Origin of the sequence: Enterobacter sp. BNK-22 (assembly GCF_048684805.1) — a bacterium.
Lineage (GTDB): Bacteria > Pseudomonadota > Gammaproteobacteria > Enterobacterales > Enterobacteriaceae > Enterobacter > Enterobacter quasiroggenkampii.
The window spans coordinates 16,638-39,432 of record NZ_JBLQTT010000001.1 but is presented as its reverse complement, the minus strand read 5'-3'; the positions used below and the strand labels follow the sequence as shown (position 1 = coordinate 39,432).

The 22,795-nt window shown below is 56.8% G+C and carries 22 protein-coding genes; 4 read left to right on the top strand and 18 right to left on the bottom strand.

The features are described from left to right. Nucleotides 1–269: 269 nt before the first annotated feature. Entirely contained in the window at nucleotides 270–4,157 is a 3,888-nt protein-coding gene (gene purL / locus ACMGGE_RS00180) for a phosphoribosylformylglycinamidine synthase (protein ID WP_126534756.1), read from the bottom strand. Nucleotides 4,158–4,424: 267 nt separating this feature from the next. Between purL and mltF the strand changes: the two genes are divergently transcribed. Next, complete coding sequence (gene mltF, locus ACMGGE_RS00175; protein WP_048029578.1) at nucleotides 4,425–5,975, top strand: membrane-bound lytic murein transglycosylase MltF; 1,551 nt, start codon at nucleotides 4,425–4,427, stop codon at nucleotides 5,973–5,975. On the opposite strand, the gene tadA is transcribed toward mltF, so the two are convergent. Genes tadA through murQ form a run of 4 tightly spaced genes read right to left on the bottom strand, consistent with a single transcriptional unit; the run spans nucleotide 5,863 to nucleotide 9,332 of the window. Beyond that, nucleotides 5,863–6,369, bottom strand: coding sequence for a tRNA adenosine(34) deaminase TadA (tadA, locus tag ACMGGE_RS00170; protein ID WP_214608234.1), 507 nt, complete (start codon nucleotides 6,367–6,369; stop codon nucleotides 5,863–5,865). The genes mltF and tadA overlap by 113 nt on opposite strands. Before the next feature lie 57 nt (nucleotides 6,370–6,426). Then, a complete protein-coding gene (gene yfhb, locus ACMGGE_RS00165) occupies nucleotides 6,427–7,062 on the bottom strand; it encodes a phosphatidylglycerophosphatase C (RefSeq protein ID WP_045908537.1) in 636 nt (211 codons plus the stop codon). Nucleotides 7,063–7,065: 3 nt separating this feature from the next. Further along, the gene (locus ACMGGE_RS00160) at nucleotides 7,066–8,427 is read right to left on the bottom strand and encodes a PTS transporter subunit EIIC (protein ID WP_045908536.1); all 1,362 of its coding nucleotides are present in this window, start codon (nucleotides 8,425–8,427) and stop codon (nucleotides 7,066–7,068) included. An 11-nt stretch (nucleotides 8,428–8,438) separates the two neighbouring features. After that, nucleotides 8,439–9,332, bottom strand: a complete 894-nt coding sequence (gene murQ / locus ACMGGE_RS00155) for an N-acetylmuramic acid 6-phosphate etherase (protein ID WP_420293217.1) — start codon at nucleotides 9,330–9,332, stop codon at nucleotides 8,439–8,441. Between the two features lie 117 nt (nucleotides 9,333–9,449). Here murQ and ACMGGE_RS00150 point away from each other — a divergent pair, with 117 nt between their 5' ends. Continuing rightward, nucleotides 9,450–10,298 carry a MurR/RpiR family transcriptional regulator gene (locus ACMGGE_RS00150; RefSeq protein WP_023294330.1) on the top strand — a complete coding sequence of 283 codons (849 nt, stop codon included), beginning with the start codon at nucleotides 9,450–9,452 and terminating at the stop codon, nucleotides 10,296–10,298. A 46-nt stretch (nucleotides 10,299–10,344) separates the two neighbouring features. Next, nucleotides 10,345–10,605, top strand: coding sequence for a YfhL family 4Fe-4S dicluster ferredoxin (locus ACMGGE_RS00145; RefSeq protein ID WP_008502177.1), 261 nt, complete (start codon nucleotides 10,345–10,347; stop codon nucleotides 10,603–10,605). On the opposite strand, the gene acpS is transcribed toward ACMGGE_RS00145, so the two are convergent. From acpS to rseD, 12 genes are all read right to left on the bottom strand, one after another. After that, entirely contained in the window at nucleotides 10,602–10,982 is a 381-nt protein-coding gene (gene acpS, locus ACMGGE_RS00140; RefSeq protein ID WP_008502178.1) for a holo-ACP synthase, read from the bottom strand. The genes ACMGGE_RS00145 and acpS overlap by 4 nt on opposite strands. Continuing rightward, nucleotides 10,982–11,713, bottom strand: coding sequence for a pyridoxine 5'-phosphate synthase (pdxJ, locus tag ACMGGE_RS00135; RefSeq protein WP_045908533.1), 732 nt, complete (start codon nucleotides 11,711–11,713; stop codon nucleotides 10,982–10,984). Before pdxJ ends, acpS begins: the two co-directional genes overlap by 1 nt. A gap of 33 nt (nucleotides 11,714–11,746) precedes the next feature. Continuing rightward, nucleotides 11,747–12,454 (bottom strand): DNA repair protein RecO, encoded by a 708-nt coding sequence (gene recO, locus ACMGGE_RS00130; protein ID WP_023333058.1) that lies wholly within the window; start codon nucleotides 12,452–12,454, stop codon nucleotides 11,747–11,749. Nucleotides 12,455–12,471: 17 nt separating this feature from the next. Further along, entirely contained in the window at nucleotides 12,472–13,377 is a 906-nt protein-coding gene (gene era / locus ACMGGE_RS00125) for a GTPase Era (RefSeq protein ID WP_008502181.1), read from the bottom strand. Further along, a complete protein-coding gene (gene rnc, locus ACMGGE_RS00120; RefSeq protein ID WP_003860711.1) occupies nucleotides 13,374–14,054 on the bottom strand; it encodes a ribonuclease III in 681 nt (226 codons plus the stop codon). Before rnc ends, era begins: the two co-directional genes overlap by 4 nt. Before the next feature lie 222 nt (nucleotides 14,055–14,276). Continuing rightward, nucleotides 14,277–15,251 (bottom strand): signal peptidase I, encoded by a 975-nt coding sequence (gene lepB, locus ACMGGE_RS00115; protein ID WP_045908532.1) that lies wholly within the window; start codon nucleotides 15,249–15,251, stop codon nucleotides 14,277–14,279. Between the two features lie 15 nt (nucleotides 15,252–15,266). Next, nucleotides 15,267–17,066, bottom strand: coding sequence for a translation elongation factor 4 (gene lepA / locus ACMGGE_RS00110; protein ID WP_008502183.1), 1,800 nt, complete (start codon nucleotides 17,064–17,066; stop codon nucleotides 15,267–15,269). A 184-nt stretch (nucleotides 17,067–17,250) separates the two neighbouring features. Further along, on the bottom strand, nucleotides 17,251–17,727 hold the full coding sequence (rseC, locus tag ACMGGE_RS00105; protein WP_032653064.1) for a SoxR-reducing system protein RseC: 477 nt from the start codon (nucleotides 17,725–17,727) through the stop codon (nucleotides 17,251–17,253). After that, the gene (gene rseB, locus ACMGGE_RS00100) at nucleotides 17,724–18,677 is read right to left on the bottom strand and encodes a sigma-E factor regulatory protein RseB (protein ID WP_023308851.1); all 954 of its coding nucleotides are present in this window, start codon (nucleotides 18,675–18,677) and stop codon (nucleotides 17,724–17,726) included. Before rseB ends, rseC begins: the two co-directional genes overlap by 4 nt. Next, nucleotides 18,677–19,327, bottom strand: coding sequence for an anti-sigma-E factor RseA (rseA, locus tag ACMGGE_RS00095; RefSeq protein WP_008502186.1), 651 nt, complete (start codon nucleotides 19,325–19,327; stop codon nucleotides 18,677–18,679). The genes rseB and rseA overlap by 1 nt, the downstream gene beginning before the upstream one ends. 31 nt (nucleotides 19,328–19,358) lie before the next feature. Beyond that, nucleotides 19,359–19,934, bottom strand: a complete 576-nt coding sequence (gene rpoE, locus ACMGGE_RS00090; protein ID WP_006176728.1) for an RNA polymerase sigma factor RpoE — start codon at nucleotides 19,932–19,934, stop codon at nucleotides 19,359–19,361. Then, complete coding sequence (gene rseD / locus ACMGGE_RS00085; protein WP_223605340.1) at nucleotides 19,931–20,014, bottom strand: rpoE leader peptide RseD; 84 nt, start codon at nucleotides 20,012–20,014, stop codon at nucleotides 19,931–19,933. Before rseD ends, rpoE begins: the two co-directional genes overlap by 4 nt. A 343-nt stretch (nucleotides 20,015–20,357) precedes the next feature. On the opposite strand from rseD, the gene nadB reads away from it, so the two are divergent. Beyond that, the gene (nadB, locus tag ACMGGE_RS00080) at nucleotides 20,358–21,977 is read left to right on the top strand and encodes an L-aspartate oxidase (RefSeq protein ID WP_045908531.1); all 1,620 of its coding nucleotides are present in this window, start codon (nucleotides 20,358–20,360) and stop codon (nucleotides 21,975–21,977) included. On the opposite strand, the gene trmN is transcribed toward nadB, so the two are convergent. Next, a complete protein-coding gene (gene trmN / locus ACMGGE_RS00075; protein ID WP_048226267.1) occupies nucleotides 21,962–22,699 on the bottom strand; it encodes a tRNA(1)(Val) (adenine(37)-N(6))-methyltransferase TrmN in 738 nt (245 codons plus the stop codon). The two genes, nadB and trmN, sit on opposite strands and share 16 nt — an antisense overlap. Nucleotides 22,700–22,795 lie beyond the last annotated feature (96 nt).

The window sequence follows — 22,795 nt, the reverse complement described above, 5'->3', positions numbered from 1 at the left end:
CGTGCCAGAATGCAAAACAAAAAATTAACACCTTGAAATATATAATTTTTACTCGCTTAAACCGTTCGTTATCGGTTGAATGATTTTCAGGCTAAGTGTCGCTGTTCAGCAACACCTTAACGGGAACCTTTCCTGCCACATATAAATCAATAAGTTAAATGTCTCCTTTTGGAGACACTCAAACCAAAGGGTTGTCGCGATTTTGCGACAGAGACAAAAAAGCCCGGTGGCGCTCGCGCTCACCGGGCCTACAGTCAGGACGCTGAAACTTAACCCAGCTGCTTACGCGCGTTGCGGAAGATACGCATCCACGGGCTGTCCTCGCCCCAGTTTTCCGGGTGCCAGGAATTGCTCACGGTACGGAACACACGTTCAGGATGCGGCATCATGATGGTTGCACGACCGCTTTCGCTGGTTACCGCAGTAATACCGTTCACCGAACCGTTCGGGTTGGCCGGGTAGGTTTCGGTGACCTTGCCGAAGTTATCGACAAAGCGCAGCGCTACCAGACCTTTGCTCTCCAGCTGAGCCAGATGCGCGGCATCACGCACTTCGACCTGACCTTCGCCATGGGACACCGCGATTGGCATCTGCGACCCGACCATTCCCTGCAGCAGCAGAGACGGGCTCTGGGTCACTTCCACCAGGCTGAAGCGTGCTTCGAAGCGGTCAGACTGGTTACGCACAAAGCGCGGCCAGGCTTCGCTGCCCGGGATCAGTTCGCGCAGGTTAGACATCATCTGACAGCCGTTACACACGCCCAGCGCCAGGGTCTGCGGACGATGGAAGAAGGTTTCGAACTCGTCGCGCACGCGGCTGTTGAAGAGGATAGATTTCGCCCAGCCCTCGCCCGCACCCAGCACGTCACCGTAGGAGAAACCACCGCACGCCACCAGCGCCTGGAAATCTTCCAGACCGGTACGTCCGGCCAGCAGGTCGCTCATGTGAACGTCGATAGCGTCAAAGCCCGCGCGGTGGAAGGCGGCAGCCATCTCAACGTGGGAGTTAACGCCCTGCTCGCGCAGCACGGCCACTTTCGGACGCGCACCGGTCGCAATGTACGGCGCGGCGATGTCTTCGTTGATGTCGAAGGAGAGCTTCACGTTCAGGCCTGGATCCTGGTCATTGGCCTTCGCGTTGTGCTCCTGATCGGCACATTCCGGGTTATCACGCAGGCGCTGCATCTGCCAGGTGGTTTCCGCCCACCACATGCGCAGCGTGGTGCGGCTTTCGCTGAACACGGCGTGACCGTCAGCTTCAATGACGAAGCGATCGCCCTGAACGGCTTTACCCAGATAGTGCACGCAGTCAGCCAGACCGTGCTGCGCCAGAATCGCTTCAACCGCGTCGCGATCTGCCGCACGCACCTGAATCACGGCGCCCAGCTCTTCGTTAAACAGCGCCGCCAGACGATCTTCACCCAGCGTAGCGATGTTGGCTTCAACCCCACAGTGGCCGGTGAAGGCCATCTCTGCCAGGGTTACCAGCAGGCCGCCGTCGGAACGGTCGTGGTAGGCCAGCAGCTTACGCTGCGCCACCAGCGCCTGGATGGCGTCGTAGAAGCCTTTCAGCTGCGCCACGTCGCGCACGTCGGCTGGCTTATCGCCAAGCTGACGGTAAACCTGCGCCAGCGCGGTGGCGCCGAGCGCGTTGTGGCCTTTACCCAGGTCAATCAGCAGCAGGGCGTTATCTTCGGTCGCCAGCTGCGGCGTAACGGTGTGACGCACGTCTTCCACGCGGGCAAACGCGGTGATCACCAGCGACAGCGGGGAGGTCATCTCGCGCTGCTCGTTACCTTCCTGCCAGCGGGTTTTCATCGACATGGAGTCTTTGCCCACCGGAATGGTCAGGCCGAGGGCAGGACACAGCTCCTCACCCACCGCCTTCACGGCTTCATACAGGCCCGCATCTTCGCCTGGGTGACCGGCAGCGGCCATCCAGTTTGCGGAGAGCTTGATACGTTTGATATCGCCAATCTGCGTGGCGGCGATGTTGGTCAGCGCTTCACCGACCGCCAGACGGGCAGAGGCCGCGAAGTCCAGCAGCGCGACCGGGGTGCGTTCACCCAGCGCCATCGCTTCGCCGTAGTAGCTGTCGAGGCTCGCGGTGGTCACGGCGCAGTTCGCCACCGGGATCTGCCACGGGCCAACCATCTGATCGCGGGATACCATACCGGTCACGGTACGGTCGCCGATGGTCACCAGGAAGGTTTTCTCAGCAACAGCTGGCAGGTGCAGCACGCGATTAACGGCTTCAGCCACGGTAATGCCCTGGCGATCCAGCGCTTTGCCCGCCGCTTTACGGGTCTGCACGTCGCGGGTCATCTTCGGCGTTTTACCGAGCAGAACGTCGAGCGGCAGATCGATCGGCTGGTTGTCGAAATGGGTGTCGCTCAGAGTCAGGTGCTGCTCTTCGGTCGCTTCACCGATGACGGCATACGGCGCGCGCTCGCGGCGGCACAGCTCGTCAAACAGCGGCAGCTGATCCGCCGCAACGGCCAGCACGTAGCGCTCCTGGGATTCGTTACACCAGATTTCCAGTGGGCTCATGCCCGGCTCATCGCTCAGGATATCGCGCAGGTTGAAACGGCCACCGCGACCGCCGTCGCTCACCAGCTCCGGCATGGCGTTGGACAGACCGCCCGCGCCCACGTCGTGGATAAAGAGGATCGGGTTAGCATCGCCCAGCTGCCAGCAGCGGTCGATCACTTCCTGGCAGCGACGCTCCATCTCAGGGTTGTCACGCTGCACGGACGCGAAGTCGAGATCCGCATCCGACTGGCCGGAGGCCATCGAAGAGGCCGCACCGCCGCCCAGACCGATGTTCATCGCCGGGCCGCCGAGCACGATCAGCTTCGCGCCGACGACGATCTCGCCTTTCTGCACGTGATCGGCACGGATGTTGCCGATCCCGCCCGCCAGCATGATCGGTTTGTGGTAGCCGCGCAGCTCTTCGCCGTTGTGGCTGTCCACTTTCTCTTCATAGGTACGGAAGTAACCGTTCAGCGCCGGACGACCAAATTCGTTGTTAAACGCCGCGCCGCCCAGCGGGCCTTCGGTCATGATATCCAGCGCGGTCACAATGCGCTCTGGCTTGCCGAAGTCTTCTTCCCACGGCTGTTCAAAGCCCGGGATACGCAGGTTGGAGACGGAGAAACCGACCAGACCCGCTTTGGGTTTTGCACCACGACCGGTCGCCCCTTCGTCACGGATTTCACCGCCGGAGCCGGTCGCCGCACCCGGCCACGGGGAGATCGCGGTCGGGTGGTTGTGGGTTTCAACCTTCATCAGGATATGCGCGGGCTCCTGATGGAAGTCATAGCGCCCTGCTTCGCGATCGGCGAAGAAGCGGCCCACCTCGGAACCTTCCATCACCGCGGCGTTGTCTTTATAGGCAGACAGCACGTGGTCAGGGGTTTGCTCCATGGTGTTTTTGATCATTTTGAACAGCGACTTTGGCTGCTGTTCGCCGTCAATAATCCAGTCGGCATTGAAAATCTTGTGACGGCAGTGCTCAGAGTTCGCCTGCGCGAACATATAGAGCTCGATGTCGTTCGGGTTACGGTTGAGCTTAACGAACGCATCCTGCAGGTAGTCGATTTCGTCTTCTGCCAGCGCCAGGCCGAGACGCAGGTTGGCGTCAATCAGTGCCTGACGGCCCTGCCCCAGCAGGTCCACGCTCTGTACCGGCGCAGGCTGATGGTGGGAGAAAAGCTTCTGCGCGTCATCGAGAGAGGCAAACACGCTCTCCATCATGCGGTCGTGCAGTTCAGCCGCGACCGCCTGCCACTGCGCGTCGCTCAGGGTAGAGGCTTCCACGTAGTACGCCACGCCGCGCTCCAGACGGTTAATCTGGCTCAGGCCACAGTTGTGGGCGATGTCGGTGGCTTTGGAAGACCAGGGGGAGATGGTGCCCGGACGCGGCGTCGCAAGGATCAGTTTGCCGGTTGGCGTATGGCTGCTGAGGCTTGGGCCATACTTGAGCAGGCGTTCCAGCTGTACGCGCTCCTCTGCATTCAGGGGGGCATTCAGGTCAGCAAAATGGACATACTCAGCGTAAATATTGCTTACCGGAAGGTCGGCCGCCTGAAAACGTGCCAGCAGTTTGGTAATACGGAAGGCAGACAGTGCAGGCGAACCACGCAGAATTTCCATCATAAGTCTCTCGTCTTCGAAGCGCCGGGGCGCTTACAGTGTGCGCAAGGGGGGAAAACGGGCGTCATTATAGAGAATCCTGAGCGCCGACGAAACCGTTTGCGTCGAAATAAAATTGACGAAGAGATTTAACAATAGATGTGACCTGTCTCTCTAATTGGTTGCCAAGTGGCGCAAGTTTACGCAAAATGCCGCTCATTCAATGGCAAACCTTATTGTTAACATGGCTACAGCAGACTGAGGCAACCGGCGTCGCAGAGAATTAACTAATTGAAAAAATTAAAGATTAATTATCTGCTCATCGGCATTGTAACGTTGCTGCTGGCAGTGGCCCTCTGGCCTTCCCTCCCCTGGATCGGCAAAGCCGAAAACCGTATCGCCGCCATTCAGGAGCGGGGGGAATTGCGCGTCAGTACCCTTAACTCTCCGCTGATTTACAGCGACATCAACGGCAAAATCATTGGCCTGGATTATGAACTGGCACAACAGTTCGCCGATTATCTTGGCGTGAAGCTAAAAATCACCGTCCGCCAGAATATCAACCAGCTGTTTGATGACCTCGATAACGACGATGCCGATATGCTTGCCGCCGGGCTGGTGTATAACAGCGAGCGCAGCAAAAACTACCAGCCAGGCCCGACCTACTACTCCGTTTCGCAGCAGCTGGTTTATCGCGTCGGGAGCCTGCGCCCGCGCTCGCTGGCCTCGATTAACGATCGGCAGCTGACGATTGCCCCTGGTCACGTGGTGATTGACGATCTGCGTGAACTCAAGGAGAAGAAATATCCGGACCTGAGCTGGACGGTGGATGCGAAACTCGGCACGACGGAACTGCTGGAGCAGGTAAAAGATCAGAAAGTCCCCTACACCATCGCCGATTCGGTCGCGATCAGCCTGTTCCAGCGGGTGCATCCTGAAATCGCCGTGGCGCTGGACGTCACCGACGAGCAGCCTGTGACCTGGTTTACTCAGCTTGATGACGATCAGACCCTCTCTGCCGCGATGCTCGATTTCTTCAACACCATGAATGAAGACGGTACGCTGGCGCGCCTGGAGGAGAAGTACCTCGGGCATGGTGATGACTTTGACTACGTTGACACCCGCAGCTTCCTGCGTGCGGTAGACAGCGTCCTGCCGGACCTGCAGCCGCTGTTCGAAAAATACGCCCAGGAAATTGACTGGAAACTGCTGGCGGCTATTTCGTATCAGGAATCCCACTGGGATACCCAGGCCACGTCTCCGACTGGCGTACGTGGTTTGATGATGTTAACCAAAAATACCGCGCTGAGCCTGGGCGTCAATGACCGTACCGATGCGGAACAGAGCATCAGCGGCGGCGCGCGCTACCTGCAGGATATGATGGCCAAAGTCCCGGAAACGGTGCCGGAAGAGGAGCGGATCTGGTTCGCGCTGGCGGCCTACAATATGGGCTATGCGCATATGCTGGATGCGCGAGCGCTGACGGCAAAAACAAAAGGCAACCCGGACAGCTGGTCAGACGTAAAGCAGCGGCTGCCGCTGCTGAGCCAGAAGCCATGGTATAACAAGCTGACGTACGGCTACGCGCGTGGGCATGAAGCCTACGCCTACGTGGAAAATATCCGTAAATATCAGATTAGCCTGGTCGGGTATCTGCTGGAGAAAGAGAAAGAGGCGACAGAGGCCAAACAGCTGGCCCAAAGCTACCCTGTCGTGGCGCCGGACGAGCTTAATCGGCCGACGGCTTCAATTCTGCCTTTTGCTGCTTTTTCTGCTGACGGCGCATTCGAAAGAAATCGCTTAATAGCCCCGAACACTCTGGTGCAAGCACCCCGCCGATAGTCTTCACCTGGTGGTTCATCCCCGGGTGACCCAGCACGTCCATCAGTGAACCGGCCGCGCCGGTTTTTTCATCCCGCGCCCCAAAGACCAGAGTCCCGATCCGGCTGTGCACCATCGCCCCGGAACACATCACGCATGGCTCAAGCGTCACATACAGCGTGGTATCAAGCAGGCGATAGTTTTGCAGCACCAGACCGCCCTGACGAAGCGCCATGATTTCGGCGTGCGCGGTAGGATCGTGGCGACCAATGGGGCGGTTCCATCCTTCACCAATCACCTGGTTATTGTGGACCAGCACGGCGCCCACGGGCACTTCGCCCTCGTCCCAGGCACGCTGAGCCAGCGTCAGCGCATGGCGCATCCAGTATTCATGGTCGAGTTCAGGGTTGGACAACGGTTGATACTCCAGTCGAAAAGCGGGGCGCATTATACACGCCGATTATGGATAAGACTATTCGAGTTGCTGGAGTTCACCTGATGGCGTAACGCGCCAGCGGTGCTGGCAAAAATAGAGCAGCGGGTTGTCCTGTTTACTGTCGCTGTAGCCGCTGTACAGGCGCAGCGGCGTACCGATGCGTTTCTCCAGCTGGACCACTTTTTCATGCCCCAGGCAGCGCATCGTCAGCACCCAACCGCCGTAGCCGCGGGCAATTTGCGTGGCAATAAGATTCACGCGCGGAAGCCAGGGGGTATCAAAATAGACTTGCTCCACCAGCGTCTGCGGGGAGCCGGTAATCAGCCAGATGTCCGCATCATTCGCGTCGAGATAGCCCGTAAGGCGCGCCTGCACCACCGGAAAGGCGGCAACGTGGCCGCGAAACCAGTGCGCAAAATCCTGCTCCAGCTGTTTAAGCCGCGCTTCGCTGTGCCCAAACGTACATCCCCACAGCAGCAGGCTCATCGGCCATCGCGCCGCACGGCCTTTCACCAGCAGCGCGATACCGATCGCCGGTAAGAGCGGTAGCACGAGCAGCGCATTCAGAGGTAGACGCCGCAGCAGGTAACGCATAAACGTACCAAACATATCCTGCTGATGCAGCGTGCCATCCAGGTCGAAAAAGACAACGCGACGCGCGTGATTTGCCAAACCTTACTCCTCTGGGTCGTTGAATCCTAATAGCCAGGTAAACAGGAACCCGGCGATCACCGCTACTAAATAGCCTAACAGATAGAGCATCACTTTTCCGGTCACGATGGTTAATGCCAGCGGTAAACCCGAAATGCCAAAGGTAATAACGGTTGCGACCTTCCAGTAGCTGATCAGCGCCCCGCCTACCGCGCCGCCCAGACAGGCCGCGAGGAACGGTTTACCCAGCGGCAGCGTGACGCCAAAAATTAGCGGCTCGCCAATACCGAGCAGGCCGACCGGGAGTGCGCCTTTAATCACCTTTTTCAGACGCGCGTTGCGGGTTTTCATCAGTACGGCAATCGCCGCACCGACCTGCCCTACCCCCGCCATCGACAGGATAGGCAGCAGCGCATTATAGCCGTGCGCCTGCACCAGCTCGACGTGGATCGGTACCAGCCCCTGATGCAGCCCGGTCAGCACCAGCGGCAGGAAAGTACCCGACAGCACCGCGCCCACTAACAGGCCGCCACGGTCAATCGCCAGCGACGCACCGTGGGCGATGGCTTCAGAGATCCACCCGCCTAACGGCTGGAGGGCGACAATCGCTACGCTACCGGTAATCAGCGTAGTCAGCAGCGGGTTGAGAATCAGCTCGATAGAGCCTGGCAGAACCGCGCGCAGCCTTTTCTCAATCCAGCACATCAGGATGACCACCAGCAGCACCGCAATCACCCCGCCGCGGCCGGGCTGGAGCGCCTCACCAAACAGCGTGATCTGCGCCAGCTGCGGGCTGGACAAGATGCCCGCCATCACGCCGCCCATCGCCAGCGATCCGCCAAACACCTTCGCGGTATTGACCCCGACCAGAATGTTCATGATGGCGAACACCGCGCTGCCGAAGATCCCGAGAATCCCCAGCAGGTTCGGATACTGCGTGGCGAAATCCCCCACAATATCCGGTCGCTTGAGGATATTGATGATCCCGGTGATCAGGCCCGAAGCAATAAACGCCGGGATCAGCGGAATAAAGACGTTTGCGAGCTGTCGCAGCGCGTCGCTCATCGGGGCTTTATATTTGGCCTTCACCTGCGCTTTGGTGCGCTCAGCATCGTCAATCGACACGCTCGCGCTAACGCCCATCAGCGCCCGCATGGCATCGACAACCTGCGCCGCTTTCCCCGGGCCGACAATCAGCTGATGCTGCTGACCCTGTTTCACGTAGCCGCTGACGCCGGAAAGTTGCTTCAGACGTGGCACGTCAAGCTGGTCGTCGTTATGCACCTCGACGCGTACCCGCGTCATGCAGTTTTCGAGACGCTGAATATTTTTTTCCCCACCGATCCCCTGCAGGATACCGCTGGCGAGCGCTGCTGTTTTGTCCATACACGCCTCTGTTAGTTTTCTAATGCCGCCCGTAAGAAGCCGTTATGCGCATCGAGTTTGGCTCTCGCGCTCGCCGCATCCAGCCCGCTTAAGATCATCAGAATGGCAGGCTTAACATCGTGATCGGTCTGTTTGAGCACCGCTTCCGCCTCTTCACGCCCTGCGCCCGTCGCCTCCATCACCATGCGGCAGGCTCTGTCCACAAGCTTGACGTTGGTGGCCTGCATATCCACCATCAGGTTCTGATACACCTTGCCGAACTTCACCATCGCGCCGGTGGAGATCATATTGAGCACCAGCTTTTGCGCGGTCCCGGATTTCAGGCGCGTGGAGCCGGTGAGCGCTTCCGGCCCGACCACCGGAGAGATAGCGATAGCGGCCACCTGTGCAATCGGTGAGCCTGGGTTACAGGAGATGGCGACCGTCGTGCAGCCGGTCTGGTTAGCGTATTCCAGCCCGCCAATGACGTACGGCGTGCGCCCGGATGCCGCCAGCCCGACCACCAGATCCTTCGCCGTCAGATTCAGCGCCTTCAGGTCATCCTCGCCCAGCTGTTTGTTATCTTCCGCCCCTTCAACGGCTTTCAGCAGCGCACCGGGTCCACCGGCAATCAGCCCAACCACCAGACCATGCGGCACCCCAAAGGTGGGCGGACATTCTGACGCGTCTAGGACCCCAAGACGCCCGCTGGTCCCCGCCCCCATGTAAATAATGCGTCCACCGGCCTTGAGGGCTTCCGCCGCCGCATCTATCGCTTTCGCCACCTCAGGTAATGTCTCTTTCACTGCCTGCGCGACCAGCGTATCCTGTTGATTAAAGCGGTTAACCAGCTCCAGGGTGGAGAGCGCATCCAGATCCATGGTTTGCGGGTTACGCGTTTCAGAAACAAGTGAGCCAAGATTCATTTTTGTACCTCAAGAATTTTTAATTCATAATAATCACACTATAATGGAATATAAAATTCATTCAGGCGAGCAAAATCCGTATTTGCGCAGATAATCACATTTTCGCCAGGAGACCGTATGAACTGTTTAATTCGCATTCGCCAGCGCTACGCAGGCTTTGCCCAAAGCGACAAGAAGCTGGCGGATTTTCTGCTTTCTCAGCCCGACCACGCGCGCCATCTCAGCTCGCAGCAGCTGGCGAGTGAAGCCGGGGTGAGCCAGTCCAGCGTGGTGAAATTTGCGCAGAAGATTGGCTTTAAGGGCTTCCCCGCCCTCAAGCTGGCGATCAGTGAAGCGCTGGTCAGTAACCCCAATCCGCAGTCCATGCCGGTGCATAATCAGATCCGCGGAGACGATCCGATGCGGCTGGTCGGCGAAAAGCTGATCAAAGAGAACGTGGCGGCCATGCATGCGACGCTCGATGTGAATACGGAAGAGAAGCTGCTGGAGAGCGTGGCGATGCTGCGCGGCGCGCGGCGGATCGTTCTGACCGGCATCGGCGCGTCCGGACTTGTGGCGCGTAACTTTGGCTGGAAGCTGACAAAAATTGGCCTTAACGCCATCGTCGAGCAGGATATGCACGCCCTGCTGGCGACCGTACAGGCGATGGATCCTGACGATCTGCTGCTGGCGATATCCTATTCCGGCGAGCGCCGCGAGATCAACATGGCCACCGATGAAGTGCTGCGCGTCGGCGGTAAAATTCTGGCGATCACCGGTTTTACGCCGAATGCCCTGCAGCAGCGAGCCACGCGCTGTTTATATACCATTGCCGAGGAGCAGGCCACGCGCAGCGCGGCTATCTCGTCCACCAGCGCACAAATGATGCTGACGGACCTGCTGTTTATGGCGCTGGTGCAGCAGGATCTGGAGCGTGCGCCCGAGCGCATTCGCCACAGCGAAGAACTGGTAAAGAAACTGGTTTGACGCGTATAATGCCCGCCCAGTTTGTGTTGTTTCTGAGAATTTCCTGATGGCGCTGTTAATTACCAAAAAATGCATTAATTGCGATATGTGCGAGCCCGAATGCCCGAACCAGGCCATTTCGATGGGCGACAGCATTTATGAGATTAACAGCGACCGCTGCACCGAATGCATCGGCCACTATGAAACGCCGACCTGTCAGAAAGTGTGCCCGATCCCCAATACCATCCTGAAGGATCCGGCACACGTCGAGAGCGAAGAGCAGCTGTGGGATAAGTTTGTCCTGATGCACCACGCGGACAAACTTTAACTTTCGATGATCACCGTTGCGCTGGCATAGTGACGCTCATCCGCGATCGTCACGTGCACGTGATTCACGCCCAGCTTCTCGGCCAGCTTTTGCGCCTCGCCCCATAAGCGCAGGCTTGGCTTACCCAGCTCATCGTTAAACACTTCAAACTGGTTGAACGCCAGACCGTTACGAATGCCGGTTCCGAAGGCTTTGGCGGCCGCCTCTTTTACCGCAAAGCGCTTCGCCAGGAAACGCACAGGCTGCTGATGCGCTTCCCAGATGGCCCATTCGTTATCGCTCAGCACGCGTCTTGCGAGGCGATCGCCGCTGCGGGCGATCACCGCTTCAATGCGGGCTATTTCAACGATATCAGTGCCTAAGCCCAGAATGGCCATTACTGACGCGCTTCCTGCATCAGGCGTTTCATTTCTGAGACCGCCTCTTTCAGGCCGCTCATCACCGCACGGCCAATAATCGCGTGACCGATGTTCAGCTCGTGCATTTCCGGGATGGCGGCAATGGGCTTCACGTTATGGTAGGTCAGGCCGTGACCGGCATTGACCTTCAGACCCAGGCTCGCCGCGTAGGTAGCCGCTTTGGCAATACGCTCCAGCTCTTTCGCCTGCTCTTCATCATTTTTGGCATCGGCATAGCAGCCGGTGTGAATTTCGATATACGGCGCGCCCACGTCGGCTGCCGCTTTAATCTGGGTGAAATCGGCGTCAATAAACAGCGAAACCAGGATACCGGCATCCGCCAGGCGCTTGCAGGCATCGCGCATTTTGTCGAGCTGACCGGCCACATCCAGACCGCCTTCGGTCGTCACTTCCTGGCGTTTTTCCGGCACCAGGCAGCAGAAGTGCGGCTGGGTCTCACAGGCAATCGCCAGCATCTCTTCGGTGACCGCCATCTCCAGATTCATACGGGTATCCAGCGTCTGGCGCAGAATGCGCACGTCGCGGTCGGTGATGTGGCGACGGTCTTCACGCAGATGAACGGTAATGCCGTCGGCGCCAGCCTGTTCAGCGATAAACGCCGCCTGAACCGGATCGGGATACGCCGTGCCGCGCGCATTACGCAGCGTGGCGATATGATCGATGTTGACGCCTAACAGTAATTCAGCCATGACAATCCTCGGTTTTCTTTTCGATTCTGTGGTCTAACGTTTCGGCACAAACTGCCTGAATAATTCGCGGCTCTTTAAGGGCTTGCCGCCAAGATACGGCTTGAGGGCAATCCGGGTAAAGCGTTTTGCTGCGCGCAGGGTATCCTGATCGGGAAACTCGCGCTCATACAGCGCCCGGAGCTGGCGCCCGGTAAAGGTGCTATTGTCGATCACGATGCTGGCAATAAAGCCCTTTTCTTCTCGGTAGCGGTAGGTCATGGTGTCTTCCACTTCATCACCGCTGCCCGCACAGTGCAGAAAATCGACCCCGTACCCAAGATGGCCCAGCAGCGCCAGTTCAAAACGCCGCAGCGCAGGCTCGGGTGTGCCGGTCGCGCCAGCCAGCGCCTGGATACAGTGCAGATAATCAAAGAAAAGTTCAGAGAAGCGCGTCTCATGTTCAAGAACGCGTGAGATGAGTTCATTGACATACAGGCCGCTGTAGAGCGTGATGCCCGAGAGAGGAAGCGCCAGGGAGACGGCTTCGGCGCTGCGCAGGGTTTTAACTTCCCCTCGCCCACCAAAACGTACCAGCAGCGGCGTGAAAGGCTGTAAGGCACCTTTCAGGTTAGAACGTTTGGAACGTGCGCCTTTTGCAACAAGGCGCACGCGGCCAGACTCTTCCGTGAAGACGTCCAGCATCAGGCTGGTTTCGCTCCAGGGACGACTATGCAGGACAAAGGCGCGCTGCCATCCATCCATATGCTCGTCGTCTTGAGTTACTGGTCTTCGCCGTAACCGAGGCTGCGCAGAGCACGCTCATCATCGGCCCAGCCAGATTTGACTTTCACCCACAGTTCGAGGTGAACCGGCGCTTCGAACATCTCCTGCATGTCCTTACGGGCTTCAATGCCGATAGTTTTGATCTTGGCGCCTTTGTTGCCGATCACCATCTTCTTCTGCCCTTCACGCTCAACGAGGATCAGGCCGTTGATGTCGTAGCCGCCACGCTCGTTGCTCTGGAAACGCTCGATCTCCACCGTCACAGAGTACGGCAGTTCAGCACCCAGGAAACGCATCAGCTTTTCACGGATGATTTCAGACGCCATAAAGCGCTGAGAACGATCGGTGATGTACTCTTCAGGGAAGTGGTGAATCGCTTCCGGGAGATGCTTACGCACGATGCCCGCGATGGTGTCCACGTTCAGCCCCGTCTCTGCAGACAGCGGGACGATATCAAGGAAGTTCATCTGGCTACCGAGCCACTGCAGATGCGGCAGCAGATCGGCCTTTTCCTGCACGTTGTCAACTTTGTTGACGGCGAGGATGACCGGCGTTTTGCCGTCGCGCAGCTTGTTCAGCACCATCTCGTCGTCCGGCGTCCAGCGGGTGCCTTCCACAACGAAAATCACCAGCTCCACGTCGCCAATCGAGCTGCTCGCAGCCTTGTTCATCAGACGGTTGATGGCACGCTTCTCTTCCATGTGCAGGCCCGGGGTATCGACGTAGATCGCCTGATACGCGCCTTCAGTATGGATACCGACGATGCGGTGACGCGTGGTCTGCGCCTTACGCGAGGTGATGGAAATCTTCTGCCCAAGCAGATTATTCAACAGGGTGGATTTGCCGACGTTCGGGCGCCCGACGATGGCAATAAATCCGCAATAGGTCTTTTCTTCGCTCATTCCAGCTCCAGCATTTTTAACGCCTGTTCGGCGGCAGCCTGTTCAGCCTTACGACGGCTTGAACCTGTGCCCACCACCGGTTCACTCAGGCCACTGACCTGGCAATGGATGGTAAATTCCTGATCGTGCGCTTCGCCACGAACCTGCACCACCAGATAAGATGGCAGCGGCAGATGACGACCCTGCAAATATTCCTGCAGGCGCGTTTTGGGATCTTTCTGTTTATCGCCCGGGCTGATTTCGTCCAGACGGGTCTGATACCAGTTCAGGATCAGCTTTTCTACGGTCTGGATATCGCTGTCCAGGAACACACCACCAATTAATGCTTCGACCGTATCGGCAAGAATAGATTCACGACGGAAGCCGCCGCTTTTCAGTTCACCCGGCCCAAGACGCAGACATTCGCCCAGTTCAAATTCGCGCGCGATTTCCGCAAGGGTATTACCCCGAACCAGCGTGGCACGCATGCGGCTCATATCCCCTTCATCCACACGCGGGAAACGATGATAAAGCGCATTCGCAATCACGAAACTTAAAATAGAGTCGCCTAAAAACTCGAGACGCTCATTATGTTTGCTGCTGGCACTGCGGTGGGTTAATGCCTGTTGCAACAACTCCTGATGATGAAAAGTGTAGCCCAGCTTCCGTTGAAGCCGATTAATTACGATGGGGTTCATGCGATACCAATAAATGAATGCGTCAAAAATGCAGCACACGAAACCGACCTGAGAAAACCAACGCGGTTTCGTGTGCCGTGGCACCCTTGCAGGGCCAACCTTAAACTTCGGGGGAATATTCTATACACAACGACAGGGGATGTCGTTAGTTCGAAGAGATTTATCGGTGAAATAATTCGTGTAGCCGCTTTAATTAGCGGCTACACGTTCATTTAGTGAGAATTAATGGATTCCGCCAATACGATTCAGGCGTACGCCGGTCGGCCATTCGCCTTCCTGCTTCTCAAAACTCATCCAGATCGCGGTCGCTTTACCCACCAGATTCGCTTCCGGCACAAAGCCCCAGTAACGGCTGTCCGCAGAATTATCGCGGTTGTCACCCATCATGAAGTAATGGCCCGGCGGTACAATCCAGCTTGCCAGCTGTTGGCCCGGCTGACGATAGTACATACCCAGCTGATCCTGCGCGATTGGCACGGTGAGGATCCGGTGCGTCACGTCGCCCAGCGTCTCTTTGCGCTCAACCAGACGGATACCGTTATCTTTGGTTTCGCCTTTCGGTACCTGGAAGAATCCGCTGGTCGCTTCACCGCCGTTATGACGGGCAAAGGTCTGCACAAAATCACTTGGCTCGACGTTTGAGTAGGTGATTGGCAGCGCGTTTTCACATGCGGTACCGGAACTGCAGCCTGGCTGAACGGTGACTTCTTTCGCAACCGGATCGTAAGTCACTTTGTCACCCGGCAGACCTACCGCACGCTTGATGTAGTCCAGGCGCGGATCTTCCGGATATTTGAACACCACGATGTCACCACGTTTTGGATGACCGGTTTCGATCAGCGTTTTCTGGTAGATCGGATCTTTAATGCCGTAGGCAAACTTCTCTACCAGAATAAAATCACCAATCAGCAGCGTTGGCATCATTGAACCTGATGGGATCTGGAACGGTTCGTAAATAAACGAACGTACCACCAGCACAATCGCCAGCACCGGAAACACCGAGGCGCCCGTTTCCAGCCAGCCCGGTTTCGGACCGACTTTCTTCAGGGTTTTCGCGTCAATACCATCGCCAGTGGCTGCCTGTGCGGCAGCCTGACGTTCACGACGTTTTGGGGCGAAGATAAACTTATCCAGACACCACAGCAGACCTGTCACCAGGGTAGCAATGACCAGGATCAGGGCAAACATGTTCGCCATGCCAACTCCTTAGGGTTATTTGCCGTCTTTACCAACATGAAGGATGGCAAGGAATGCTTCCTGCGGCAGCTCGACGTTACCGACCTGCTTCATACGCTTCTTACCTTCTTTCTGCTTCTGGAGCAGCTTTTTCTTACGGCTGACGTCACCGCCATAGCACTTCGCCAGAACGTTTTTACGCAGCTGTTTCACGGTGGAACGCGCGATAATGTGGTTGCCGATGGCCGCCTGAATCGCGATATCGAACTGCTGACGCGGGATCAGATCTTTCATCTTCTCAACCAGTTCGCGACCACGGTATGGCGCATTGTCGTTGTGGGTGATCAGCGCCAGCGCATCCACACGCTCGCCGTTGATCAGCACGTCCACACGCACCATGTTGGAGGCCTGGAAGCGTTTGAAGTTGTAATCCAGTGACGCATAGCCACGGGAGGTGGACTTCAGACGGTCGAAGAAGTCGAGTACCACTTCCGCCATCGGGATTTCGTAGGTCAGCGCGACCTGGTTACCGTGGTAAACCATGTTGGTCTGCACGCCGCGCTTCTCAATACACAGCGTAATGACGTTACCGAGGAATTCCTGCGGCAGCAGCATGTGACATTCGGCAATAGGCTCACGCAGCTCGTGAATATTGTTCAGCGGCGGCAGCTTGGACGGGCTGTCGACGTAGATCACTTCTTTCGAGGTGGTTTCAACTTCATACACTACCGTCGGCGCGGTGGTGATCAGGTCCAGATCGTATTCACGCTCCAGACGCTCCTGAATGATCTCCATGTGCAGCAGACCGAGGAAGCCACAGCGGAAGCCGAAGCCCAGCGCCGTTGAGCTTTCTGGCTCGTAGAACAGGGAGGCATCGTTCAGGCTCAGCTTGCCAAGCGCATCACGGAAGTTTTCATAGTCGTCAGAGCTGACCGGGAACAGGCCCGCGTAAACCTGCGGCTTCACCTTTTTAAAGCCTGGCAGCGCTTTTTCTGCCGGGTTACGCGCACCGGTCAGGGTATCGCCCACCGGCGCACCGAGGATGTCTTTGATAGCGCATACCAGCCAGCCTACCTCGCCGCATGTCAGCTCGGTACGGTCAACCTGTTTTGGCGTGAAGATACCCAGACGGTCAGCATTGTAGACCTGTCCGGTACTCATAACCTTGATTTTGTCGCCTTTGCGCATGGTGCCGTTTTTAATACGCACCAGGGAGACAACGCCCAGATAGTTATCGAACCAGGAGTCGATAATCAGCGCCTGCAGCGGGGCATCCGGATCGCCTTCCGGGGCCGGAATATCACGCACCAGGCGCTCCAGCACGTCGGTCACGCCGACACCGGTTTTAGCAGAGCAGCGCACGGCATCGGTCGCGTCAATGCCGACAATATCTTCAATCTCTTCCGCGACGCGCTCAGGATCGGCGGCTGGCAGGTCAATCTTGTTCAGAACCGGCACAACTTCGAGGTCCATTTCCATCGCGGTGTAGCAGTTTGCCAGGGTCTGGGCTTCTACGCCCTGCCCGGCATCGACTACCAGCAGCGCGCCTTCACAGGCCGCGAGCGAGCGTGAAACCTCATAGGAGAAGTCAACGTGGCCTGGGGTGTCGATAAAGTTCAGCTGATAGGTTTCGCCATCAGCCGCCTTGTAATCCAGCGTGACGCTCTGCGCTTTGATGGTGATACCGCGTTCGCGTTCCAGGTCCATGGAGTCCAGAACCTGGGCTTCCATTTCACGATCAGACAGGCCACCGCAAATCTGGATAATACGGTCAGACAGCGTCGACTTACCGTGGTCAATGTGAGCAATGATCGAAAAGTTACGTATGTTCTTCATATAGTTAAATAATTATGCCTTACGAATTCCTGGAGGCCGCTGTTCTTAGCCTGACGTTTTTCAGTGCGAAAACGCAGCATTCTACACTACATCTCCGCTACCTGGAAATGGACTTAGCGCCAGGTATAGCGTGAAGAAAGGACGTTTTCTGTTTTAAGACGTAAAAATGATAAAGCCCGATGAATCACCGGGCCTCAGAAGAGAGCGTCTCGACGCGAAGCTGGTCTGGCGCCAGCCCAACGCTGAGAATGACAGGCTGCCACTCCTCGCGCGCGGCAAGCGTCGGGGAGAGGCCTTTGGCAAGCCAGAATCCCCCCAGACCACCTAATGCGGCACCGCACATGGCGGCTCCGTCGGTGCCAAACAGCATCTGGAAAACGCCGCCCATAATAAACAGCCCGATCAGCGGAGAGAGATAGACCAGCATGGCGGAGCTGAGCAGACTGCCTTCCGCGATGCCCAGTTCAACCTTCTGCCCGGCCATCAGCGGCTGTTCGCTTGGCACAGAAATCGTGTGCGATGTTTGTGGCCCGAGCTTATTCAGCACGCGGCTGCCGCAACCGGCTCGGGATGCGCAGCTATTACATGAGGCTTTTACATCGCAACTCACCAGCGCAATGCCGTTTTGCCACGAGACTACCGTCGCCCACTCTTTGATCATTGTGCGGCCCTGAATTTAATGCTGTCGGAGATGCGCTTCGCCGTTTGCGGAGGAAGTTCACCCACAATGGTGATCTCTGCGTTATCGCGTACCGTTGTGCTCACCGTACGGCGCCCGGTACGCAGCATTTGTTCGGCGCTGTTTGCCGTTGCGCGATTGATATTCACCGAGAAGCTGAACAAACCATCGGAATAGAGGCGCGATTCCACCGGCGTTTCAATCGTTGGCAGCTGACGACGGCTGCTGGACACTTCGCTAAACCCTTGTGGGATCCAGGCAGGTACCCAGTTGAAATTAACGGAATCGCCTGCCGGAACGGAAAGCAGCGGCGGCAGGCTGGCCTTAGCCAGATTCTGCATGCTGTTGCCAACCTGATTGTTCACGCTGAAGGAGATAACGCGGAACTGTTCCAGCGTTTCACCGTCACGGTCAAGCAGATCTACACGCATGGGGAGCTTGGTTTCCGCGTCGATCCAGACAATATAGCTGTAGCGCGTTCCATCCCGGGCGACAACGCGGATCACCTCACACAGTCTGTCCGCAATACGCGTACGCCCTACCGAGATAAAATCATAGTAAGGGGCCAGCCGTTTGAAGTCGGTGTAAATGAGTGACGGCAGAGAATCAACGATATAGTCGCCATTCAGCGTGAAAGGCTCCAGGCCGGGCTCGAAATAGCTGATTTCGTTACCACGCTGGACAACTTCCCGACGCGGGCCATCCATCTGTAAAAGCTGGGCGAGCGGCTGATTATCAAGACGGGCATGGCGATAGCGTAACGACTCGACGCCCTGCTTATTGATGCTGATAAATGCCAACTCGTAATTGAGTGACTGGCTGGCCAGATTCATTTGCTGCAACAACGCCCCGGATGATACATCAGCCGAGGCGTTGGCAGAGAAGAACAGGCTACCCGCCATCAGAGACATGGCGAACCAAAGTTGCTTCATTACTGCGATTGCGTTCCTAAAGTTTGGTTTCCGGGCACCTGCACAGCAGCTTGCTGTGTCTGCGCCTGCTCAAACTGAAGCTGTTCAGAGTGCAGACGACGCTGCAACTCGTAATCCTGCAACATCGCATTAATGCGACGGCGCTGCTCCTGAACCTGCTGTTGCTGGCCGCCGCTGGCGGAAGCATCAGCCGGTACGCCCAGGCTTACCGGGCTGGCTTTGCCCATCATCGGCAGTGTGTTAAACACTGGCGCTTCTGGCTGCTGATTAGTTTCAGACTGAGTATTATAGTGCTGGACGCCAACGATAACTGCAAGCGATACGCATGCAGCCACACCCATTTGGGTAAGCTGGCTGGCCCACGGACGCACCTTTTGCCAGAATGGCATTTTCTGCCACTGGTGAGGCGCGGGTTGAGCTTCAGGAATCAGCGGAGTGGTCTGATGAACAGGCTCATTCTCAATCGCCGCCATGACGCGGGCTGAGATATCGAAATGGAGAACCTCGCCGGTGTCACCGCGAAGGGTGTCACGGATGAGATGGTAACTCTCCCAGGTCTCTTGCATTTCGGGAGAATGAGACAGCTCGTTGAGCAGCTCACTATCCACCGTTTCACCATCCATTAAAGCGGAAAGTTTTTCTTTCTGCATGCCTAATACCTTTTCCAGTATCCCGCTATCGTCAACGCCTGATAAGCGGTTGAACTTTATTATCAATAGCTTCTCGCGCACGGAAAATTCGTGAACGTACCGTGCCGACCGGACAATCCATGATAGCGGCTATCTCTTCATAGCTCAGACCATCCAGCTCCCGTAACGTAATTGCCATGCGTAAATCTTCCGGGAGCGACTCGATCGTGCGAAAAACGATTTGTCTCAGTTCTTCTGACAACATTAAGTTCTCAGGGTTCGAAATTTCTTTCAATGCGCCGCCACTTTCGAAGTTTTCGGCGTCGATTGCGTCCACATCACTAGAAGGCGGACGACGGCCCTGAGCGACCAGATAATTCTTTGCCGTATTGACCGCAATACGGTACAGCCAGGTATAAAAAGCACTATCTCCCCGGAACGAATCCAGCGCGCGATAGGCCTTAATAAAAGACTCTTGCACCACATCAGGCACATCGCCTGACGGTACATAGCGGGAAACCAGGCTCGCCACCTTATGCTGGTAGCGCACCACCAGTAAGTTAAAGGCTTTCTGATCTCCCTTCTGGACCCGTTCAACCAGGACCTGGTCCGTTAACTGCTCGCTCATCCGAGGTAATGTCTCCCCAAACCTAAATTCCACGCGTTATCGAAACGCCACTCTAAAAATACCGCACTTTGAGCAAGCACCGAATTAGAGTGTCTGATCTTCAATAAGTTCCGTAACGCCTTTGTTTTTGTTCATCGCGCCGCAGACTGTTCATTTTCTCTCATTATAAGTCTGTTCACGATACGCACCACTTTCTGACAAGAAACATCTTTTTCCCGCCAGAAGAGTAACGCAACCCAGTCTTTATTTCATCACAAAATCTGACGCTAACGATCTGCTTCGCAAAATAATTTCACTCATTTACCCTCCGTTTACCTCTGCTTACGCGTTTAGTCATTGCAACAGCCATTAAAAAAAACGTGCGATAAATCGCATTCAGGTGCTATTCTGGCCCAACACTGTTTAGTAAATTAAACAACAATCATGAACACAACACCTGAACTCCATTGTGATGTACTGATCATCGGCAGCGGCGCTGCCGGTCTCTCTCTGGCGCTACGCCTGGCCGAGCATCAAAACGTTATCGTTCTGAGTAAAGGGCCGATAAGCGAGGGTTCCACGTTTTATGCCCAGGGCGGGATTGCCGCCGTGTTTGATGAGACAGACAGCATTGCCTCCCACGTCGACGATACGCTGATTGCCGGGGCCGGGATCGTGGATGCGCATGCCGCAGAGTTTGTCGCCAGCAATGCCCGCCATTGCGTGCAGTGGCTCATCGACCAGGGCGTCTTATTCGATACGCAGGTTCAACCCAACGGTGAAGAGAGCTACCACCTGACGCGTGAAGGCGGCCATAGCCACCGCCGCATCCTGCACGCAGCGGATGCCACCGGGAAAGAAGTGGAGACCACGCTGGTCGGCAAGGCGCTGAGCCATCCTAATATTCGGGTGCTTGAACGAAGTAACGCCGTTGACCTGATTATCTCCGACAAGATTGGCCTGCCGGGCACGCGTCGCGTGGTGGGCGCCTGGGTCTGGAACCGCAATAAAGAGAAGGTGGAAACTTGCCAGGCGAAAGCTGTAGTGCTGGCCACGGGCGGTGCCTCTAAAGTATATCAGTACACCACGAACCCGGACATTGCCTCCGGAGACGGTATCGCGATGGCCTGGCGCGCCGGCTGCCGGGTGGCGAACCTTGAGTTCAATCAGTTTCACCCAACCGCCCTGTTTCATCCTCAGGCGCGCAACTTCCTGCTGACGGAAGCCCTGCGCGGCGAAGGCGCCTATCTGAAACGCCCTGACGGCACCCGCTTTATGCCGGACTTTGACTCTCGTGGCGAACTGGCCCCGCGCGATATCGTTGCCCGCGCCATCGACCATGAAATGAAGCGTCTTGGCGTGGATTGCATGTATCTTGATATCAGCCACAAGCCTGCAGAGTTTATTCGCCAGCACTTCCCGATGATTTACGAAAAGCTGCTCAACCTTGGCATCGATTTAACGCGCGATCCGGTGCCGATTGTGCCAGCCGCCCACTATACCTGCGGTGGAGTCATGGTTGACGATCATGGGCGTACCGATGTCGATGGCCTGTATGCTATCGGTGAGGTCAGCTATACCGGGCTTCACGGCGCGAACCGTATGGCGTCTAACTCGCTGCTTGAGTGCCTGGTCTACGGCTGGTCGGCCGCAGAAGACATCACCAAACGCATGCCCTACGCCCGCGAGACAGAGCGCCTGCCTGCCTGGGATGAAAGCCGCGTGGAAAATCCGGACGAGCTGGTCGTGATCCAGCATAACTGGCATGAGCTACGGCTGTTCATGTGGGATTACGTCGGGATTGTGCGCACCACGAAACGTCTTGAGCGCGCGCTGCGCCGCATCACGATGCTGCAGCAGGAAATTGATGAGTATTATGCCAATTTCCGCGTATCGAATAATCTGCTGGAGCTGCGCAATCTGGTGCAGGTTGCCGAGCTGATCGTTCGCTGCGCGATGATGCGTAAAGAGAGCCGCGGGTTGCACTATACGCTGGACTATCCGGATCAGCTTGCGGAATCCGGCCCGTCGATCCTCGCCCCGCAGGTTTACATAAACAGATAAAACGCCTGGGTCAGGGCAGTGTAATCTTTGGAATAACGCTGGTCTGGCCCACGGATCACCATTCGATCGTTAAAGCATTCACCCTCTTTCGGCGAGAGCGCCAGCAGCACGCGGTGTGGCAGTCGGCCTTCCGTATCCGAAATATCGGTACGCAAACGTAACGTCCAGCCAATCTCCTGCGCGATACCGATGAACGTGTTGCCGGTACTCTCTGGCAGGACCACGCAGAAAAAGCCTTCTTCGGAGATGAGTTCGGCCGCACTGGTGAGCAGCGCTTTATGATCGAGGGAACGGGTATAACGCGCCTGTTCGCGCTCGGGTGTCCCGCACTCAACGCCGGGCGCGTAGTAGGGAGGGTTGCTGACGATCAGATCGTAACGCGCGGTTTGTTCAGGCGCCCAGGCGAGCACATCGGCGCAGTCCACTTTCATGCGGGCAGCCCAGGGGGATTCGGCCACATTTTCACTTGCCTGCTCTGCCGCCTGCGCATCCAGTTCGACGGCATCGATGGTGACATGTTCTTCCGTGCGCTGCGCCAGCATTAACGCCACCAGCCCGCTGCCGGTACCGATATCAAGAATACGCTTAACCCCTGCGACAGGCGCCCACGCGCCCAGTAAAATACCGTCCGTACCGACCTTCATGGCACAGCGATCGTGAGCGACAAAAAATTGTTTAAACGTAAAACCATCGCGGCGCAGCTGCGCTTTGAGTTGAGACATGTCGGAGCAACCTTCTAAGTGAAACTGGAGTAGCATAGGGGAAAGCGAAGTGGCCGAAAAGCGATATCCATACAAACAGATGAAGATTACAGCCGT

What these genes read in the sequence shown, in the direction of transcription:
- purL (WP_126534756.1), bottom strand. Translation starts at nt 4,157, where the DNA reads ATGATGGAAATTCTGCGTGGTTCGCCTGCACTGTCTGCCTTCCGTATT.
- ACMGGE_RS00160 (WP_045908536.1), bottom strand. Translation starts at nt 8,427, where the DNA reads ATGGACAAAACAGCAGCGCTCGCCAGCGGTATCCTGCAGGGGATCGGT.
- murQ (WP_420293217.1), bottom strand. Translation starts at nt 9,332, where the DNA reads ATGAATCTTGGCTCACTTGTTTCTGAAACGCGTAACCCGCAAACCATG.
- ACMGGE_RS00150 (WP_023294330.1), top strand. Translation starts at nt 9,450, where the DNA reads ATGAACTGTTTAATTCGCATTCGCCAGCGCTACGCAGGCTTTGCCCAA.
- ACMGGE_RS00145 (WP_008502177.1), top strand. Translation starts at nt 10,345, where the DNA reads ATGGCGCTGTTAATTACCAAAAAATGCATTAATTGCGATATGTGCGAG.
- acpS (WP_008502178.1), bottom strand. Translation starts at nt 10,982, where the DNA reads ATGGCCATTCTGGGCTTAGGCACTGATATCGTTGAAATAGCCCGCATT.
- pdxJ (WP_045908533.1), bottom strand. Translation starts at nt 11,713, where the DNA reads ATGGCTGAATTACTGTTAGGCGTCAACATCGATCATATCGCCACGCTG.
- recO (WP_023333058.1), bottom strand. Translation starts at nt 12,454, where the DNA reads ATGGATGGATGGCAGCGCGCCTTTGTCCTGCATAGTCGTCCCTGGAGC.
- era (WP_008502181.1), bottom strand. Translation starts at nt 13,377, where the DNA reads ATGAGCGAAGAAAAGACCTATTGCGGATTTATTGCCATCGTCGGGCGC.
- rnc (WP_003860711.1), bottom strand. Translation starts at nt 14,054, where the DNA reads ATGAACCCCATCGTAATTAATCGGCTTCAACGGAAGCTGGGCTACACT.
- lepB (WP_045908532.1), bottom strand. Translation starts at nt 15,251, where the DNA reads ATGGCGAACATGTTTGCCCTGATCCTGGTCATTGCTACCCTGGTGACA.
- lepA (WP_008502183.1), bottom strand. Translation starts at nt 17,066, where the DNA reads ATGAAGAACATACGTAACTTTTCGATCATTGCTCACATTGACCACGGT.
- rseC (WP_032653064.1), bottom strand. Translation starts at nt 17,727, where the DNA reads ATGATCAAAGAGTGGGCGACGGTAGTCTCGTGGCAAAACGGCATTGCG.
- rseB (WP_023308851.1), bottom strand. Translation starts at nt 18,677, where the DNA reads ATGAAGCAACTTTGGTTCGCCATGTCTCTGATGGCGGGTAGCCTGTTC.
- rseA (WP_008502186.1), bottom strand. Translation starts at nt 19,327, where the DNA reads ATGCAGAAAGAAAAACTTTCCGCTTTAATGGATGGTGAAACGGTGGAT.
- rpoE (WP_006176728.1), bottom strand. Translation starts at nt 19,934, where the DNA reads ATGAGCGAGCAGTTAACGGACCAGGTCCTGGTTGAACGGGTCCAGAAG.
- nadB (WP_045908531.1), top strand. Translation starts at nt 20,358, where the DNA reads ATGAACACAACACCTGAACTCCATTGTGATGTACTGATCATCGGCAGC.
- trmN (WP_048226267.1), bottom strand. Translation starts at nt 22,699, where the DNA reads ATGTCTCAACTCAAAGCGCAGCTGCGCCGCGATGGTTTTACGTTTAAA.